Source organism: Kitasatospora sp. NBC_00315 (genome assembly GCF_041435095.1).
Classification (GTDB): Bacteria; Actinomycetota; Actinomycetes; order Streptomycetales; family Streptomycetaceae; genus Kitasatospora.
The window spans coordinates 7,950,852-7,967,449 of record NZ_CP108025.1; the positions used below are offsets into that span (position 1 = coordinate 7,950,852).

Sequence of the window (16,598 nt, forward strand, 5' to 3'; positions counted from 1 at the left end):
GTCCGTCCGGAGCGCCCTGGCGGCCGGCGACTCGCGCGACCGGGGCCGCGCCGTCCGTCGCCACTGCGTCCGGAGGCGGTCCGGTCGGGGCGTGGTGACCCCGGGCGGACCGGCGTCTCACATCTTCCCCCCGCGGACCGAACGCTGCCAGAGGGAGGCCGCCCCACGGGGCAACCGGGCGCCGCAGGCCCCGCACGTCACCCGGTCGGACCTGCTCGGCACGCATTCGGCCGTTCCGGATAGCAGGGTCGCTCCGGCGGTCGGAGACTCGGAGCCCGGGGGGTGTTCTCGACTCTGAGAGGCGTTCCAGTGAAGTCAGCTCCTTCCCGCATCGTCGTGGCCGCCACCGCGGTCACTCTCGCGTTCGCCCTCGCCTCGTGCGGAAGCGCGAAGCAGTCCACGGGATCGTCCTCGTCGGGCGGTGCCTCCGGCAGCGCCGGCGGGACGATCAAGATCGGGCTGCTCCTGCCCGAGACCAAGACCACCCGCTACGAGCAGTTCGACAAGCCGTTGATCGAGCAGAAGATCAAGGCCATCGCCCCGAACGCCCAGATCGACTACTACAACGCCAACCAGGACGCCACCACGCAGCAGACCCAGGTGGACACCGCGCTGACCAAGGGCAACCAGGTGCTGATCCTGGACGCGGTCGACGCCAAGTCGATCCAGTCCTCGGTGCAGAAGGCCCACGACGCGGGCGTCAAGGTGGTCGCGTACGACCGGCTGGCGCAGGGCCCGGTGGACGCCTACGTCTCCTTCGACAACCACAAGGTCGGCGAGCTGCAGGGCAAGGCCCTGGTCGACGCCGTCGGCGACAAGGCCTCGGCCGGCAAGATCATCATGATCAACGGCTCGCCGACCGACCCGAACGCCGCCGAGTTCAAGGCCGGCGCGCACAGCGCGATGGACGGCAAGCTCACCATCGGCAAGGAGTACGACACCCCGAACTGGGACCCGAACAACGCCAACCAGGAGGCCGCCGCCGCGATCACCGCGCTCGGCGCCCAGAACGTGGTCGGCGTCTACTCCGCCAACGACGGCATGGCGGCCGGTATCGCGACCGCACTCAAGGCCGCCAACCTCTCCGTCCCGCTGACCGGACAGGACGCCCAGCTCGACGCGGTGCAGCGGATCCTCGTCAACACCCAGACGATGTCGATCTACAAGCCGTACAAGCCGGAGGCCGAGGCGGCCGCGATCATGGCCGTCTCGCTCGCCCAGGGCAAGGGAGTGCCGAGCGCCTCCGCGACGGCGACGTCCACCAGCGGCAGCGGCCACACGGTGCCCTCGGTCCTGATCACCCCGGTCGTCCTGGTCAAGGACAACATCAAGAGCACCGTCGTCGCCGACGGCCTCTACACCGTCGCGCAGATCTGCACCCCGGACTACGCCGCGGCCTGCACGGCGGTCGGCCTGTCCTGACCGGCGCGCCCGGCCTGCGAGGGCCGGGCAGGAACCGCTCGCCGGTCGTGACGGTCGCCGCAATAGCCTCGGTGAACAAGGGAGTTGATAGTAGTGGCAGCTGAGCCCGTACTCGCGCTGCGCGGGGTCTCCAAACGGTTCGGCGCCGTGCAGGCGCTCACCGACGTCGAGCTGGAGGTGCGCCCGGGCGAGGTGGTCGCCCTGGTGGGGGACAACGGCGCGGGCAAGTCCACCCTGGTCAAGACGATCGCCGGGGTGAACCAGCCGGACGGCGGCGTCATCGAGTGGGAGGGCAGGCAGGTGGCCATCCACCGGCCGCAGGAGGCCCAGAGCCTCGGCATCGCGACCGTCTACCAGGACCTCGCCCTCTGCGACAACCTCGACGTGGTCGGCAACCTGTTCCTCGGCCGCGAGATGCGGCACTTCACCATCCTCGACGAGGTCGGCATGGAGAAGCGCTCCCGCGAGCTGCTGAGCACGCTGTCGATCCGCATCCCCAGCGTGCGGATCCCGATCGCCTCGCTCTCCGGTGGCCAGCGCCAGACCGTCGCGATCGCCCGTGCGCTGGTCGGCGACCCGAAGGTGGTCATCCTCGACGAGCCCACCGCGGCCCTCGGCGTCGAGCAGACCGCGCAGGTCCTCGACCTGGTCGAGCGGCTGCGCGACCGGGGGCTCGGCGTCATCCTGATCAGTCACAACATGGCCGACGTGATGGCCGTCGCGGACCGCGTCGCCGTGCTGCGCCTCGGCCGCAACAACGGCTTCTTCGACCGGCGCTACACCAACAAGGAAGAGATCATCTCCGCCATCACCGGCGCCACGGACAATGCCGTGACCCGCCGTCAGGCGCGCGGCACGGAGGGTCAAGAGTGAGCAGCGACAACACCCCCAACCCGGGCGACGACGGCGGTTTCCACCGCACTCCGCTGCCCGAGGACAACATGCCCAAGGGCGGGGTCAACGCGGACGTGCCGGTGGCGGCCGACGCGACCCCCGCGGTCGACCCCCGCCTGATCGTCCGGGAGGGGGGCGTGGCGGGCTACCTGGGCGAGTTCAGACGCCGGGTGGGCAGCGGCGAGCTCGGCTCGCTCCCCGTCGTACTGGCCCTGATCATCATCTGGGCCGTGTTCGGCAGTCTGAACAGCACGTTCCTCTCGGCGCAGAACCTCTCCAACCTCTCCCAGCAGATCGTCGGAACCGGCATGATCGCCATCGGCGTCGTGTTCGTCCTGCTGCTCGGCGAGATCGACCTCTCGGTCGGCTCGGTCAGCGGACTCTGCGCCGCCATCTTCGCGGTCATGAACGTCACCCACGGCGTCAACCAGTGGGTCGCCCTGCTGTCGGCCCTCGCGGGCGGCGCGATCGTCGGCCTGATCCAGGGCCTGTTCTTCGCCAAGGTGGGCGTGCCCGCGTTCGTCGTCACCCTGGCCGGCAACCTGGCCTGGAACGGCCTGATGCTGCAGATCCTCGGATCCTCCGGCACCGTGAACCTCTCCGGCAAGGACATCGTCTCCCGGCTCTACACCACGATCTACAGCCAGACGGCCGCGGCCTACGTGGTCGCGGTGGCCGGCGTCCTGCTCTTCCTGGCCTCCAACCTGATCGACGCCAGACGCCGAAAGGCGGCCGGTGTGCCGTTCCGTCCGCCGGCCGACATCGCGCTGCGCACGGTCGCGCTGGCCGTCGTCGGCTTCGTGGTGGCCTACACGCTCAACCAGTACAAGGGCCTGCCGCTGGCGCTGCTGATCTTCCTGATCTTCATCGTGGTGCTGGACTTCGTGCTGCGCCGGACCACCTACGGACGGCAGATCTTCGCGCTCGGCGGCAACATCGAGGGCGCCCGCCGAGCCGGTATCAACGTGTCGTGGATCCGGATCTCGGTCTTCATGATCTGCTCCACCATGGCGGCCGTCGGCGGTCTCTTCCTGGCGGCCCAGATCCAGTCGGCCAGCCAGACCTCCGGCGGCGGAAACCTGCTGATGAACTGCATCGCCGCCGCCGTGATCGGCGGTACCAGCCTGTTCGGCGGGCGCGGTTCGACCTGGTCCGCCCTGCTCGGTGCGCTGGTGATCGGCTCGATCCAGTCGGGCATGAACATCATGGGTGTCAGCAACGCCATCCAGTTCATGATCACCGGCGCGGTGCTGCTCGCCGCCGTCGTGGTCGACTCGCTCTCCCGCCGCACCCAGAAGGCGGCCGGCCGCGCCTGACCCCGCCGGGGACAGGCGTTCGCGACGGCCTCGCGGGACAGCCACTCGGGGCCGGCGGTGACCACCGCCGGCCCCGAGGCACGCCACCGGCCGGGCTCAGTCGCCGAGCACGACCACCCGGCCGGTGCTGCGGCCGTCCGCCACCAGCTGCACCCCGGCCGCGGCCTCGGCCAGCGGCAGCCGGGCGCTCACCAGGGGACGGACGACGCCCTGTTCGGCGAGCTTGCCCAGCTCCTCGTGGGCTGCCCGGACGGCCCCCGGGTCACGGGTGTTGTAGAGGCCCCAGTGCAGCCCGAGGATCGAGTAGTTCTTCACCAGCGCGTGGTTGAGCGCGGGGGCGGGGATCGTCCCGGCGGCGAAGCCGACCACCACGATCCGGCCCTCGAAGGCGATGCACTTGGTCGAACCCGTGTAGGCGTCACCGCCGACCGGGTCGAAGACGACGTCGGCGCCGCGCCCGCCGGTGGCCGCCTTGACCGCGGCGACGAAGTCCTCCGCCGTCCGGTCGACCACCAGATCGGCGCCCAGCTCGCGGGCCACCGCGGCCTTGTCGGCGCCGCCGACGACGCCGATCACCGTCGCACCGGCCGCCTTGCCGAGCTGGACGGCCGCGCTGCCCACCCCGCCGGCGGCCGCGTGCACCAGCAGCGTCTCGCCCGGCCGCAGGGCGGCCCGGCGGTGCAGGGCGAACCAGGCCGTCTGGTAACCGATGTGCAGGGCGGCCGCCTCGGCGTCGTCCAGCGCGTCCGGAGCGCGGAACGTCGCCGCGGCGTCCAGCAGGGCGTACTCGGCGAAGGCCCCGCCGGGCAGCACGGGGTTGCCGATCACCCGGTCGCCGCCCGAGTGGAGCCTCACGCCCTCGCCCAGCGCCTCGACCACACCGCAGAGTTCGACGCCGGGCGTGAACGGCAGCGGAGGGCGGACCTGGTAGTGGCCGCGCACCATCAGCGCGTCCGGGAAGTTCACCGAGGCGGCGCGGACCCGGACCAGCACCTGGCCCGGTCCCGGTTCGGGCCGCTCCAGCCCCTCGCGCAGCCGCATCACCTCGCGCGGCTCGCCCAGCTCCTCGACCTGCCAGGCCCTCATAGCGCCCCGCCCTTCTCCAGTCCGCGCTGCAGCTTGTTCATGCCGGCTATCCAGCGGTCCGGGTCGGTGGCCCGGACGGCGTAGTAGTCGGCGACCTCGGGGTGCGGAAGGATCAGGAACCGCTCCTCGCGCAGCCCGGTGAGCACCGCCTCGGCGACATCCTCGGCCTCGATGGCGGTCGGGGCGAGCAGCATCTCGCCCATCGCGCCGCTGGAGGTGAGCATGTCGGTGCGCACCCCCTGCGGGCAGACCGCGTGCACCCGCAGGCCGCGGTGCCGGTAGGTGGCCGAGAGCCACTCGGCGAAGGCGAGCGCGCCGTGCTTGGAGACGGCGTACGGGGCGGAGCCGAGGCTGGTGAGCAGCCCGGCCGCGGAGACGGTGGCGACGAAGCGCCCGCCGCCGCGCTCCAGCCAGCGCGGGAGCAGCAGGTCGGCGGCCCGGACGTGGGCCAGCACGTTGACCTCCCAGGCCAGCGCCCAGGCGGCGGCCGGCGCGTCGGAGCCGCCGGCCGGAGCCACCCCGGCGTTGGCGCACCAGACGTCGATCTCGCCCAGCGCGTCGCGGGCCCGCCCGACCAGCGCGGCCAGGCCCTCCACGCCCGCCGCGTCACCTGGCACCGCCGTACCGCCGCACTGCTCGGCGACGGCCTTCGCGGCGTCGGCGTCCAGGTCGTTGACCACCACACGGGCGCCCGCCTCGGCGAACGCGCGGGCCAGGGCCGCGCCGATGCCCCGGCCCGCGCCGGTGACGACGACGCCCTGTCCGGCTACACCCTGTCCGGCTACACCCTGTCCGGCGACGCCCTGTCCGAGGGGGGCCCGTCCTTCGGGGCCGGGGCCGGGGCCGGGGCGGTCGGCGCCGTCGCCGGGGCTCACAGGCCGCCGCCGAGGGTCACGCCGCCGTCGACCACCAGCGTCTGCCCGGTGATCCAGGCCGCGTCGGGGGAGAGCAGGAAGGCCACCGCGCCCGCGATGTCCTCCGGAACGCCGAGCCGGCCGAGCGGGTACGCGGCGGCGACCTTCTCCTCGCGGCCCTCGTACAGCGCCTCCGCGAACTTCGTCTTGACCACGGCGGGGGCGACGGCGTTGACCCGGATGCCGGGGCCGAGGTCGGCTGCCAGCTCCATGGTCAGCCGGATCAGCGCGGCCTTGCTCACGCCGTACATGCCGATTCCCTCGGACGCCCGGATGCCGGCGATCGAGGCGATGTTGACCACCGAGCCGCCGTGCTCGCCCATCCACGCGGCGTGCGCGCGGCGGGTCCAGGCCAGCGGGGCGAGGACGTTCACCGCGAGGATCTTCGCGGCGACGGCGTCGTCGGTGGTGAGCACCGGGCCGTAGGCCGGGTTGATGCCGGTGTTGTTGACCAGGTGGTCGAGCCGGCCGAACGCCTCGACGGTTCGGCTCACCGCCTCCTCCTGGTGGGCGGCGTCGTCCGCCTTGCCCGCCACCCCGATGGCGACCTCGGGGCCGCCCAGCTCCCGGACGGCGTCGGCCAGCGCGTCGGCGCCCCGGGCGGTGACGCAGACCTTGGCACCACGGGCGACGAGCTCCCGTGCGATGCCGAGTCCGATGCCGCGGCTGGCTCCGGTGACGACGGCCACCTGGCCCTTGAACGAGTGCACCACTGAGGGTCCTTTCGCGTCCGGCGGGCCGGGGGAGTACGGCGTCCGCCGGCTCGTGCGTTCGAGCAGACTGTGTGACTAAGCGCTTGCTTAGCATGCTGTCGGTGCGAGACGCTGTCAACAGCCCTGGTGACGTCCGGGCGCCCGGACGCCCGTACGACCCCTCTGCGAGGATGGCGCCATGACCAGCACGCCGATCGCCGACCTCTGGACCACGCTGCCCGGCGGTGCCAACGCCCGCCCCGAGGCCGCGTACCGGCTGCTGGAGGCCGCCGTGGAGGCGTTCGCCGAACGGGGTTTCCACGCCACCACGACCCGTGACATCGCCACCGCCGCCGGGATGAGCCCGGCCGCGCTCTACATCCACTATCCGTCCAAGGCGGCTCTGCTCGCCGAGATCAGCCGGGCCGGCCACGCCGCGGCCCTGGCCCGGGTCCGGATGGCCGCGGCCACCGAGGGCGATCCGGTCGTCCGGATGCGGCGGCTGGCCGAGGACTTCACCCGCTGGCACGCCCAGGCCAGTACGGTCGGCCGGGTGGTCAACTACGAGCTGCACGCTCTGCCGGCGGAGGACTACGCGGTGGTCGCGGGCCTGCGGCTGGACATCGAGCGGACGGTGAGCGAGGTCATCACCGAGGGGCTGGCGGCCGGGCTCTTCGAGGTCGCCGAGGTGAAGACGGCCGCGCGCGCCGTGACCTCCCTGGGGATCGACGTGTCGCGCTGGTACACCGAACGCAGCAGCGAGACGCCGCAGGAACTGGGCCGTCGCTACGGCGAGTTGGTACTGCGGATGCTGGGCGCGCGGATCTGAGCGCGACGGCGGCACGGCGGGGTCGGACACTCCTCCCGCCGTGCCGTCGTGCCGGGCCGTCCCGACCTCGTCGCCGGTGCGACGGCCGGCCGCGCCCGCAGGGCCGGTCAGCCCTTGGCGAGCGCCTGGAGGCGGTCGTAGGCGCCGTTGAAGTAGTTCTGGTCACCCGGCAGGGTGCCGGAGTCGGCGTACTGCCAGATGGTCTGGTAGCTCCAGCCCGCCGGCAGGGTGCCGACGGCACTCGCGTAGCGGGCTATCCAGAGCGGGTTGGTGGCGCCGAAGCCCGAGTTGTTGCCGGTGCAGGTGGTCCACCAGTCGGTGGTGGTGTAGATGGTCGGGTAACGGCCGGTCTTCGTGTGCACGGTGTTGCTGAAGTCCCGTATCCAGGCGACCATCGCCGACTGGCTCAGGCCGTAGCAGCTCGCGCCGTAGGGGTTGTACTCGATGTCCAGCGCGGGCGGCAGGGTCTTTCCGTCCGCCGACCAGCCGCCGCCGTGGCCGACGAACCAGTTCGCCTGGGCGGCGCCGCTCGACGAGTTCGGCAGTGCGAAGTGATAGGCGCCCCTGATCAGGCCGGCGCCGTAGGAGCCGTTGTACTGCTGGGAGAAGCTCGGGTTGGTGTACGTGGTGCCCTCGGTCGCCTTGACGTACGCGAACCTGGCGCCGTTCGCCGCGGCCGAGCTCCAGTTCACGCTGCCCTGGTAGCTGGAGACGTCCATTCCCTTGGTCTGGGTGGCCAGTGACTGGACGGTGGCCGTGGAGGATCTTCCTTCGTGGGCGGCCACGGTCGACCCCGCGAAGTCCAGCTCGGGGTGGAGGACGGGAGCGGGCCGGGCCGCCTGCGCCGGGGCGGCCGCACCGGCGAGCAGGGCGGTGGCCGCGAGGGCGGCGGCGGCCAGGCGCGACAGCCGGCGGACGGGGGTGGCAGTCGCGGCCGGGAGGGCCGTGGACGGGATGCTGACGGTGCGGGCGGAGCGGGAAGTGCTGTGCATGAACACTCCTCTGGTCCTGGGCATGGTCGTGTGCGGACCGCGCGGTTTTCGCGTGATCCGCACACGAGAGTAGCCATGTCCCCGCCAGGATGGCGGGGTATTGGTGAACCAGAGGGACCGATCGTCACTTCCGTTCGTGCCCAAGGGAGTTGTCCGAGACGGCGCGCGGTCTACGCGGGTGGTCTACGCGGGTGGTCTACGGGCGTAGGCCGTCGTCCCGTCCGCCACCCCGGCGGCCGCCCGCCGAAGCCCCGGCCCACCGGATCGCGGCGGCCCCGCTCACCCGTTGGCGATCGCCTGCACGCGGTCGTAGGCGCCGTTGAAGTAGTCCTGGTCACCCGGCAGGGAACCCGAGTCCGCGTACTGCCAGATGGTCTGGAAGCCCCAGCCCGCCGGCAGGGCTCCGACCGCGCTCGCGTAGCGGGCCACCCAGAGCGGGTTGGTGGCGCCGAAGCCGGAGTCGTTACCGGTGCAGCTGCTCCACCAGGCGGTGGTGGTGTAGATCATCGGGTAGCGGCCGGTCCGGCTGTGCACGGTGTCGCTGAACTCCCTGATCCAGCCGACCATCGCGGACTGGCTCAGGCCGTAGCAGCTCGCGCCGTAGGGGTTGTACTCGATGTCCAGCGCGGGTGGCAGGGTCAGCCCGTCCGGGGTCCAGCCGCCGCCGTGATCGACGAACCAGTTCGCCTGGGCCGCGCCGCCGGAGGTGTTCGGCAGGGCGAAATGGTACGCACCGCGGATCACTCCCGCCGCGAAGGATCCGCCGCTCTGCCCGTAGAAGTACGGGTTGGTGTAGGTGGTTCCCTCGGTGGCCTTGAGGTAGGCGAACCGGGCGCCGTTGGAGATCGCGGCGCCCCAGTCGACATTGCCCTGGAAGCCGGAGACGTCCATCCCCTGGGTCTGGGTGGCACGCGAGCGCGGGCCGGCCAGACCGTGCCGCCCCTCGTGGACGGCGACCGTCGAGCCCGCGTAGTCCAGCTCGGGGTGGAGCACGATCGGCAGCGGCCGGGTGTTCTGCGCGTACGCCGGGACGGCGGCGGCTCCGGTCAGCAGGGCGGAGGCCGTCAGCGCGGCGGCGGCCGGGCGGGCTAAGCGCCGCAGACCACCGGGACGGGTGCGGGCGGAACGGGTGCTGCCGGGCGAGGTGCGGACGGGCGAGGTGCGGACGGGAGAGGTGACGGCGGGCCGGTCGGCGGTGGGAGGGCCGGCGGCCTGGTGGGCGGCGTCCGGACGGGCTGTACGGGGTGGTCTGCTGGGCACGGGCAACTCCTCGGTACGGGGCGCGCGGGATCGGCGCGGCCGCTCGGAAGGGGCTGGACAGGTACCCGTCGGCGGTCGGCGGTACCCACCGACCCACCTGAACGGCTGGGATGTACGCCCGCCCGGCGCAGTGGCCCCCGGGGCGGCGACGGCCGCGGCGAGCGGGCGCGGCGGGGCGGGCCCGGCTGCGGCGACGGCTGCGGCGAAGGGGTCGGTCGGGCCGCTCGGCCGGGGGCGAACATCCAGGTCACAAGCCCTGCATCCGATGCGCGTCCGGGCCTGTGGCACCATGCCGGGAGGCCGGTGCCCGTGCCGGCCGCTGCGTACGACGAGAGGACCGAGCACCGTGGCGCCCGAGCAGTCCGAGGACCGAACCACCTTCCGCGCGGCCACCACGGCCGACGTGCCGGCCCTGGTCGAGCTGGTCGAGTCCGCCTACCGGGGCGAGGCCAGCCGGGCCGGATGGACCACCGAGGCCGATCTGCTCGACGGTCGGCGCACCGACGCGGACGGCGTGGCCGAGGTCATCGCCCGGACCGACGGCCTGCTGCTGGTGGCCGAACTGGCCGGTGAGATCCTCGCCTGCTGCCAACTGGAACACCGTGGCGATCGCGCGTACTTCGGGATGTTCTCGGTCCGCCCGGGCCGGCAGGGCGGCGGGATCGGCCGGACGGTGCTCGCGGAGGCCGAACGCCTCGCCCGGGAGGAGTGGGGCGTCGGGGCGCTGGAGATGACGGTGATCGAGCAGCGGACCGAGCTGATCGAGTGGTACGAGCGCCGCGGCTTCAGCCGGACCGGCATCTACTCGCCGTTCCCCTACGGTGACGAGCGCTTCGGCATCCCGCGCCGCCCCGACCTGCGCTTCGAGACGCTCACCAAGACGCTCTGAGCCGTCGGCCCGCCCGCGGAGCCCGCTCCCCCCGGCGCCGCCTCTGCCGTCCGTCCGCGGCGGCGCCGGTACGGCCCGTCCGTACTGCCGCCCGCGCTCAGCCCCCGTAGAGGCCGCGGCACAGCCCGGCCTGCGCCGAGCCGGCCGACCACCGGCCCAGCTGCTCCGCCTGTGCGCAGAGCGCGGCGGCCCCCGGCGCCGCGCCCCCTCCGGCGGGCGCCCGGCCGGGGGCCTGTCCGGCCGGGGGCACGGGTGCCGGGGCCGGTTTGGGGGCCGGCCTCCGCGGAGCGGGCCGGTGCTCCGTCCGCCCGGTGTCCTCGTCGGCGTCCTCGGCAGCCGGAGCGGCGGTGGGCGGTTCGGCCTCCGGCTCGGCGGTCGCGGCGGGTGCCGGCGGCGGAGCGGGAGCCGTCGGGGAGGCCGGCACTGACGTACTCAGCCAGGGCGGCGGCGGAACCGGGGGCAGGCCGGACGCGGCGGGCAGAGGCACCGGCCCGGGCGCGCTGCCCGCCGGGGCGCCGTCGCCGCCCGGTGCGCACATCGCCAGCACGGCGGCCGTCACGACCAGCACGCCGCCCCCGGAGAGCGCCGCCGCCCAGCGCCGCCGCCGGCCCGCCGCCCGTGGCGCGGCCGCGATCGCGGGCCCGGGGGCCTCGGTGGGCCACGGCTGGGGCCGCGCCCACCCGGCCCGCTGGTCCGTCGGGTCCTCCTGCTCGCGCCCGTCCTGCCACTGCTCGCTCATCGCCTCACCCTCCGTTCGGGCCACGCGGCCCGTCGCGGTGTCCAACGAGCGCGGAGCGCCCGGGACATGACCGGCAGCGGGGCGGCCGGGCCGGCGCGGGTCAGGACGACCGTGGCGGGGGATCCGGTCCGCCCCGCCGACGCGCCGTCACGGAGCGGAGACCGGACGTGCACGGCGCACAGGCCCTCGCCGTCGGCTGTTGCGTGGGAGGTGGCGCACTGTCACACTCCGCGTGGCGTGCCGCCGGTGCGCTTCGGCAGTCTTCTGCAGTCGTCTGCAGTCGGAGAACGGGGACAGCACCATGAGGATCGTCAGACCCGGGCCCGTGTCGGGCCGTACCTGGACGCCGGTCAGCGCGGTCAACGGAGGTCTGGCGTTCGCGCTGGAACTCGGGTTGCTGGCGGCGCTGTGCTACTGGGGAGCGCGGACCGGTGGCAGCACGGCCGTCAGGGTGCTGCTCGCGGTCGGTGCCCCGGCCGCCGCGGCGATCGTCTGGGGCCTCTTCCTCGCCGCCGGCGGTCCGAAGTTCCCGCTGCCGCTGGCGGCCGAGATCCTGCTGAAACTGGTGGTCCTCGGCACCGGGGCGCTCGCCCTGTACACAACCGGGCACCCGCTCCTCGGCCTGGCCTTCGGCGGGCTCGCGCTGCTCAGCGTCGTGGTGGAGTACACCGCCTTCTGATCCTCGGCGCCGTCCGGTTCTCCGCGCCTTTCGATCCTCGGCGCGCCTCGGGCGGCCGGAGAGCATCCGGAGGGCCGCCGGCTCGTCCGGCGGGCCGCGGCGGCCCCCGGGCGGTGGCGTCCGCCGTCCGAGCGGTGCTGCGCCGGCCGTGGGCCCCGATGCGGCCCCTCCCCGCCCGTCCCGGGGTCGGGAGAGGCCGCCCGCCCAGACCCTCTCACCCCCGGCCCCCCGGTGCCGAACGGCGACCGATCCGTGGACACCTGTCGGGCCCGGCACGGGAGGAACCTCGACGACCTGCCCGGACCGGAGGGTCGGGGAGCACCTCGGGCTCCGACGGCGCGGGGGCGATACGGGTCGCGGCCGGGCGCCCCGACCCCGGGGGCCGGGCGCCCCGACCCCGGGTGGCGCCCTGACCACGTGGGGGCGCGTGCGGTGAGCCGTGGGCGGGGGAGGGCGGCCCGGCCGAGTCTGCTCAGGGCAGCAGCTTCTCCATGGCGATGGTTCCCTCGGCGGCCAGCTTGCGCTCCGCCCAGGCGAGGGTCTCCGGGGTGAGGTCACGCCCCGAGGCCAGCACGAGGTCCTCGGCCGTGACCTCGCCCTCGGCGCCGGTGTGCAGAAGTGCGTCGGGCGTGATGCCCTCGTAGGGCGGATTCGAGCCGGACTGAGTGTTCATGGCGCCTCCAGGGTTGGCCGTCAGCGGCCGAGTGCGTCGGCGAGCTGGTAGTTGTACAGCGTGGAACGGTTCTCGATGTCCCGGGCCTGCGGGCTTTCGCGTCTGCGGTTCGTCGCGTCCGCGGTTCGCCGCGGAGCCCGTCCCGGGGCGGTGCCCGGTGGGGTGCTGCGGGTGTGCTGCCCACCGTGCCACCGGAGAGGACCTCGCGCGCGCGGAGCGACCGTCGGTGGTCCCGGACCGGCCGCGGCGGCCGACCCCGCTTCGCGCCGTCCTCGCCCGCGACTGCATCGGATCCCGTCTCTCGGGCTGCAGTCGTGTGGCAAGGCGACCTCCTCGTTCTGCTAGTACGACCCTAGGGGCGCCCCGGCCCGGGCGCAGCCCGGCCGCGCCCGGGCGGCGGTCGCCCACGGTCCCCACGGGCACGGCCGTACGCGGGTGGGCCGGCGCCGACGGGTGCGCGATCGGCTCCGCCGGCTGCCGTGAGCCGTTCGAGGGCCGCGCTGTCGTGAGCCGTCCGAGGGCCGCCGGTGGCGCGCCGAGGCGGATACCCGGGCGCCCCGGTCAGGAGGTCTTCGACCTCGGCTGCGTCGCCGGGATCCGCTGAGTGAAGAAGAGCGAGAGCAGGGCCACGAGGGCGAGGACGGCGAGAGCGGCCCGCAGTCCGTCGAGCCTGGCCTCGGCGTTGTCGTCGAGCACCGTCTGCGCCGTCTCCGGCGCGACCCCGTTGTCGGTGAGGGCGGATTCGAGCTGGGCGTCCGAGAGGAAGGGAACTCCGCCGGCGAGCTCGACGCTCGCCCGGCTCTTGACCTCGGTCGGGATCGCCGGATTCTGGTCGACGGCGGCCAGGAAGGACGTGCTCAGCGCGGCGATCAGAATCGAGCCGGCCAGCGCCGTCCCGATCGAGGCGCCCAGGTTGGTGACGGTGTTCTGGACCCCGCCGACCTCCGCGCTCTCCTCGTCCGGCACCGCCGACACGGTCACGGACCCCAGCTGGGAGGCGAGCGCTCCCATGCCGAGACCGATCAGCAGAAGCGGGACGGTGACGATCTCGGCGCCCGCGTCCGAGTCCAGGGCGGCCAGCAGGACGATCGCGCCGAGCAGCATCGAGAAGATGCCGAGGCGGACCACCCTGCGGGGTGAGACGTCCGGCCACAGCCGGGGGATCCCGATGGCCGCCGCGAGCAGGGTCAGGGAGAGCGGCAGGATCCGGGCACCCGTCGTGAGCGCCGACAGGCCCAGGGCCACCGACAGGTAGAGCGGGACGACGAAGAAGACGCCCATCTGGACGAGGTACTGGAAGAAGAACATCGTCAGACCGCCGGTGAGCTGACGGTTCCTGAGCAGAGCGGGAGCGACCAGCGGCGCCCTGCCCCGCCGGACCATGCGCTCCTCCCAGCGGAAGAAGAGCCAGATCAGCAACATGCCGGCCAGCATGAGCCAGACGACCAGGGAGATCCCCAGCCAGGACGGTGCACCCGGCTTGGGCTGGAACCACCCCCATGCCCCGGAGCGCAGCACCCCGAGCACGAAAACGCCGATACCCAGCGCGGAGAGGACGGCGCCGGCCACGTCGATGGGCTGGGCGGCTTCGGCGGGCGCGTCCGCCACCTTGCGCGCGAGGACGAGGATGACCAGCACCAGGACGACCTCGCCGGCGAAGACCCAGCGCCAGGAGAAGTACGTCGTGGCCAGACCACCGATGAGTGGCCCGAGCGCGATGGCCACGGCGCCGGCGGCGGTGACGAGACCGTAGGCGGCCGGCCGCTTCTCGACGCCGAAGTTGCTCGCCACCAGGGACACGATGGCGGGCAGGATGAGTGCGGCCCCGACCCCCTCCAGGAACGACCACCCGATCAGCAGCACCGTGAGGTTGGGGGAGAGCGCGGTGGTCAGGGAGCCGGCGCCGTAGATGACGCAACCGATCATGAACGCACGCCGTCGGCCGATGAGCGCGCCCGTCTTGCCGCCGACGATCATGAGCATCGCCATCACCAGGGTGTACGCCGTGATCGCGCCCTGTAGCCCGGTCACCGTCGTGCCGAGATCGTCGGCCACCGTCGCGATCGACACGTTCATGACCGAGCTGTCCAGGGTCATCAGGAACTGCCCCGAGGCCAGCGTCAGCAGGACGGTCCGGGCTGCCCCCGCCCGGCCCGTCGCGGCGTTGGCTGTCATGCGGCCACAGTGTCACGGCCCCGGCGAGATGCTCATCGGCTCGCCCGGGGGTTACGCCGGTCGGGTGGCGGACGCCCCGCCGCGCGGTCACGGGGGTGCGGCACGGGCGGGGCGGCAGCACCGACGAGTCCTCGCGGCGCCCGGCGCCTCGCTCACCGCCGGGTTCGCCGGTGTCCAGGCCGAGGCGCCGGCCGTCAGCGCCGGAAGCCCCCGGTCAGGATGCTCCACCAGCTGCGCCGCTGCGGGGGGACGGCGGCCGGCCTGGCGGGCTCGCCGGCCCCGACCGTCCGGACGGCGGGGGTCGCGGGCGCGGTCGCGCGGGTGGCTCCTTCGGTGACCGTCGGCGCCCCGTCCGGCGTGGCCCGCGGGGCGAAGTGCACCGGCAGCTCGACCAGGTGCCGGGAGATCCACGCGGAGGTCCAGGTCAGCTCCTCCTCCGCGATGGCCAGCTGGAGGTCGGGCAGGCGGGTCAGCAGGATGTCGATGCCGGTCTCCGCGATCGCCCGGCCGATGTCCTGGCCGGGGCACTCGTGCGGGCCACCGCCGAACGCGAGGTGGGAGCGGTTGCCGTAGAGCGGTTTCGACAGGTCGGGGCGGACCGCCGGGTCCACGTTGCCGGCCGCGAGGCCGAGCAGGAGCATGTCCCCGGCCTTGATCTGCCGCCCGCCGAGTTCGGTGTCGCCGGTCGCCCAGCGGCCCGCGACCAACGACATCGGCACGGAGTCCCAGAGCACCTGGTCCAGGGCGTCGGGCAGGGTCATGTGGCCGCCGGAGAGGTGGGCCCGGAACCGCCGGTCGGTGAGGACGAGCTTGAGGGTGTCCGCGATCAGGTTCACGGTGGTCTCGTTGGCCGCGAGCAGCACCACCCGCAGGTGCTCCAGCACCTCGTCGTCGGTGAGCCCCGCGCCGTGCTGCATCAGCCAGGACACCAGGTCGGCGCCGGGGGCCACCCGCTTGCGCTCCATCATCCGGCGCAGGGTCGCCACGACGTACTCGTTGCTCGCGACGGCCGTCTCGGTGCCCTTCATCAGGTCCCGGGCGGCGTCGACCAGCCGGGGCCCGTACTCCTCCGGCATGCCGACCACCTGGGTCATCACCAGCATCGGAAGGTGCTCGGCGAACTGGGACACCAGCTCGGCCCGGCCACCGGGCCCGAAGTCCTGGATCAGCTGGTCCGCGAAGCGGGTGACGTAGCGTCTGATGCCGCGCCGGTCGAAGCGGTTCAGGCTGTCGGTGACCGCACCCCGGAGCCGCTTGTGCTCCTCGCCGTCCGCGAACACGCAGAGCGGCTGCCAGGCGATCACCGGCATCAGCGGCGAGTCGGGGGTGACCAGGTTCTGTTGGAACGCCGTCCAGCGGCGGGAGTCCCGGGAGAACCGGGAGGGCGTGCGCATCGCGGTGAGGTTCGCCGAGTGGCCGAGGACCAGCCAGGCCGGCAGGTCGCCGTGCAGCAGGACGGGCGCCACCTCGCCGTGCTCGGCGCGCAGCGTCTCGTACAGGCCGCTCGGGTCGGCCTCGGCCTCCGGTCCGTAGAGCCGCCGGAGGCCACCGGGGCCGACTCCGCCGACGTGGTTCGCGTGGGCGGGGCAGCCGGGCGGCGGGCTGAGCGGGGCTTCGTCAGGGAACGCGGTGGTCAAGGTGTCTCCGGGGTCGTGATGCGGCGGCTGCCGTGGGAGGAAGGCGTCGTGGGTGGTCGGGCCGGGCGGTCGGTGCGGTCGGCGTGCGACGAACGGCAGCTCGGCGTCTGGACGGGGAGGGCACGGGCCCGAGCCGGGCCTCCCGGGCCGACCGGGGCCGGGTCGCCGGGCCACCGGGCCACCGGCGGCGGTCGGGCCGGGCTCTCGCTGCGCCGGCCCGGTGGTGCTGGCAGCAGCTTTGCCCCCTCCCGGGCCCGGCGCGCCACGGTCCGGGACCGGTTCGCTCGTGCGAGGGGTCTCTCCGGCATAACTCCGCGCGCCACGAAGCACCCGTGGTACGGCGGGAGGCACGTCACAGCGGCGGCGCACCCGGCGTGTACGCCGGGGCACGCCCGCGGGCA

Annotated in this window: 15 protein-coding genes; 6 read left to right on the plus strand and 9 right to left on the minus strand. The window is 73.7% G+C overall.

The window, feature by feature from the left end:
- Positions 1-309 precede the first annotated feature (309 nt).
- From OG823_RS32970 to OG823_RS32980, 3 genes are all read left to right on the plus strand, one after another.
- The gene (locus OG823_RS32970) at positions 310-1,422 is read left to right on the plus strand and encodes a sugar ABC transporter substrate-binding protein (protein ID WP_371483976.1); all 1,113 of its coding nucleotides are present in this window, start codon (positions 310-312) and stop codon (positions 1,420-1,422) included.
- A gap of 93 nt (positions 1,423-1,515) precedes the next feature.
- Positions 1,516-2,295: an ATP-binding cassette domain-containing protein gene (locus OG823_RS32975; RefSeq protein WP_371483978.1), complete on the plus strand. Its 780-nt coding sequence runs from the start codon at positions 1,516-1,518 to the stop codon at positions 2,293-2,295.
- Positions 2,292-3,632: a sugar ABC transporter permease gene (locus OG823_RS32980; protein WP_371483979.1), complete on the plus strand. Its 1,341-nt coding sequence runs from the start codon at positions 2,292-2,294 to the stop codon at positions 3,630-3,632. The genes OG823_RS32975 and OG823_RS32980 overlap by 4 nt, the downstream gene beginning before the upstream one ends.
- Positions 3,633-3,728: 96 nt before the next feature.
- Here the strand turns inward: OG823_RS32980 and OG823_RS32985 are convergent, their stop codons facing one another.
- Genes OG823_RS32985 through OG823_RS32995 form a run of 3 tightly spaced genes read right to left on the minus strand, consistent with a single transcriptional unit; the run spans position 3,729 to position 6,345 of the window.
- Positions 3,729-4,718 carry an NADPH:quinone oxidoreductase family protein gene (locus OG823_RS32985; protein WP_371483980.1) on the minus strand — a complete coding sequence of 330 codons (990 nt, stop codon included), beginning with the start codon at positions 4,716-4,718 and terminating at the stop codon, positions 3,729-3,731.
- Positions 4,715-5,593, minus strand: coding sequence for an SDR family oxidoreductase (locus tag OG823_RS32990; protein WP_371483981.1), 879 nt, complete (start codon positions 5,591-5,593; stop codon positions 4,715-4,717). Before OG823_RS32990 ends, OG823_RS32985 begins: the two co-directional genes overlap by 4 nt.
- Positions 5,590-6,345 carry an SDR family oxidoreductase gene (locus OG823_RS32995; protein ID WP_371483982.1) on the minus strand — a complete coding sequence of 252 codons (756 nt, stop codon included), beginning with the start codon at positions 6,343-6,345 and terminating at the stop codon, positions 5,590-5,592. Before OG823_RS32995 ends, OG823_RS32990 begins: the two co-directional genes overlap by 4 nt.
- 178 nt (positions 6,346-6,523) lie before the next feature.
- Between OG823_RS32995 and OG823_RS33000 the strand changes: the two genes are divergently transcribed.
- The gene (locus OG823_RS33000; protein ID WP_371483984.1) at positions 6,524-7,153 is read left to right on the plus strand and encodes a TetR/AcrR family transcriptional regulator; all 630 of its coding nucleotides are present in this window, start codon (positions 6,524-6,526) and stop codon (positions 7,151-7,153) included.
- 107 nt (positions 7,154-7,260) lie between these two features.
- Here the strand turns inward: OG823_RS33000 and OG823_RS33005 are convergent, their stop codons facing one another.
- Both OG823_RS33005 and OG823_RS33010 read right to left on the minus strand, forming a co-directional pair.
- The gene (locus OG823_RS33005) at positions 7,261-8,145 is read right to left on the minus strand and encodes a lysozyme (protein WP_371483985.1); all 885 of its coding nucleotides are present in this window, start codon (positions 8,143-8,145) and stop codon (positions 7,261-7,263) included.
- Between the two features lie 279 nt (positions 8,146-8,424).
- Complete coding sequence (locus OG823_RS33010) at positions 8,425-9,246, minus strand: lysozyme (RefSeq protein ID WP_371484742.1); 822 nt, start codon at positions 9,244-9,246, stop codon at positions 8,425-8,427.
- A 505-nt stretch (positions 9,247-9,751) separates the two neighbouring features.
- Between OG823_RS33010 and OG823_RS33015 the strand changes: the two genes are divergently transcribed.
- The gene (locus OG823_RS33015) at positions 9,752-10,294 is read left to right on the plus strand and encodes a GNAT family N-acetyltransferase (protein ID WP_371483988.1); all 543 of its coding nucleotides are present in this window, start codon (positions 9,752-9,754) and stop codon (positions 10,292-10,294) included.
- Between the two features lie 97 nt (positions 10,295-10,391).
- On the opposite strand, the gene OG823_RS33020 is transcribed toward OG823_RS33015, so the two are convergent.
- Positions 10,392-11,033, minus strand: coding sequence for a hypothetical protein (locus OG823_RS33020; protein WP_371483990.1), 642 nt, complete (start codon positions 11,031-11,033; stop codon positions 10,392-10,394).
- Positions 11,034-11,334: 301 nt separating this feature from the next.
- On the opposite strand from OG823_RS33020, the gene OG823_RS33025 reads away from it, so the two are divergent.
- On the plus strand, positions 11,335-11,712 hold the full coding sequence (locus OG823_RS33025) for a YrdB family protein (protein ID WP_371483993.1): 378 nt from the start codon (positions 11,335-11,337) through the stop codon (positions 11,710-11,712).
- 472 nt (positions 11,713-12,184) lie between these two features.
- Here the strand turns inward: OG823_RS33025 and OG823_RS33030 are convergent, their stop codons facing one another.
- The 3 genes from OG823_RS33030 to OG823_RS33040 form a co-directional block, all read right to left on the minus strand.
- The gene (locus OG823_RS33030) at positions 12,185-12,385 is read right to left on the minus strand and encodes a hypothetical protein (protein ID WP_371483995.1); all 201 of its coding nucleotides are present in this window, start codon (positions 12,383-12,385) and stop codon (positions 12,185-12,187) included.
- Between the two features lie 561 nt (positions 12,386-12,946).
- The gene (locus OG823_RS33035) at positions 12,947-14,560 is read right to left on the minus strand and encodes an MFS transporter (RefSeq protein ID WP_371483997.1); all 1,614 of its coding nucleotides are present in this window, start codon (positions 14,558-14,560) and stop codon (positions 12,947-12,949) included.
- A gap of 194 nt (positions 14,561-14,754) precedes the next feature.
- On the minus strand, positions 14,755-16,197 hold the full coding sequence (locus OG823_RS33040; RefSeq protein WP_371483999.1) for a cytochrome P450: 1,443 nt from the start codon (positions 16,195-16,197) through the stop codon (positions 14,755-14,757).
- Between the last annotated feature and the right edge of the window lie 401 nt (positions 16,198-16,598).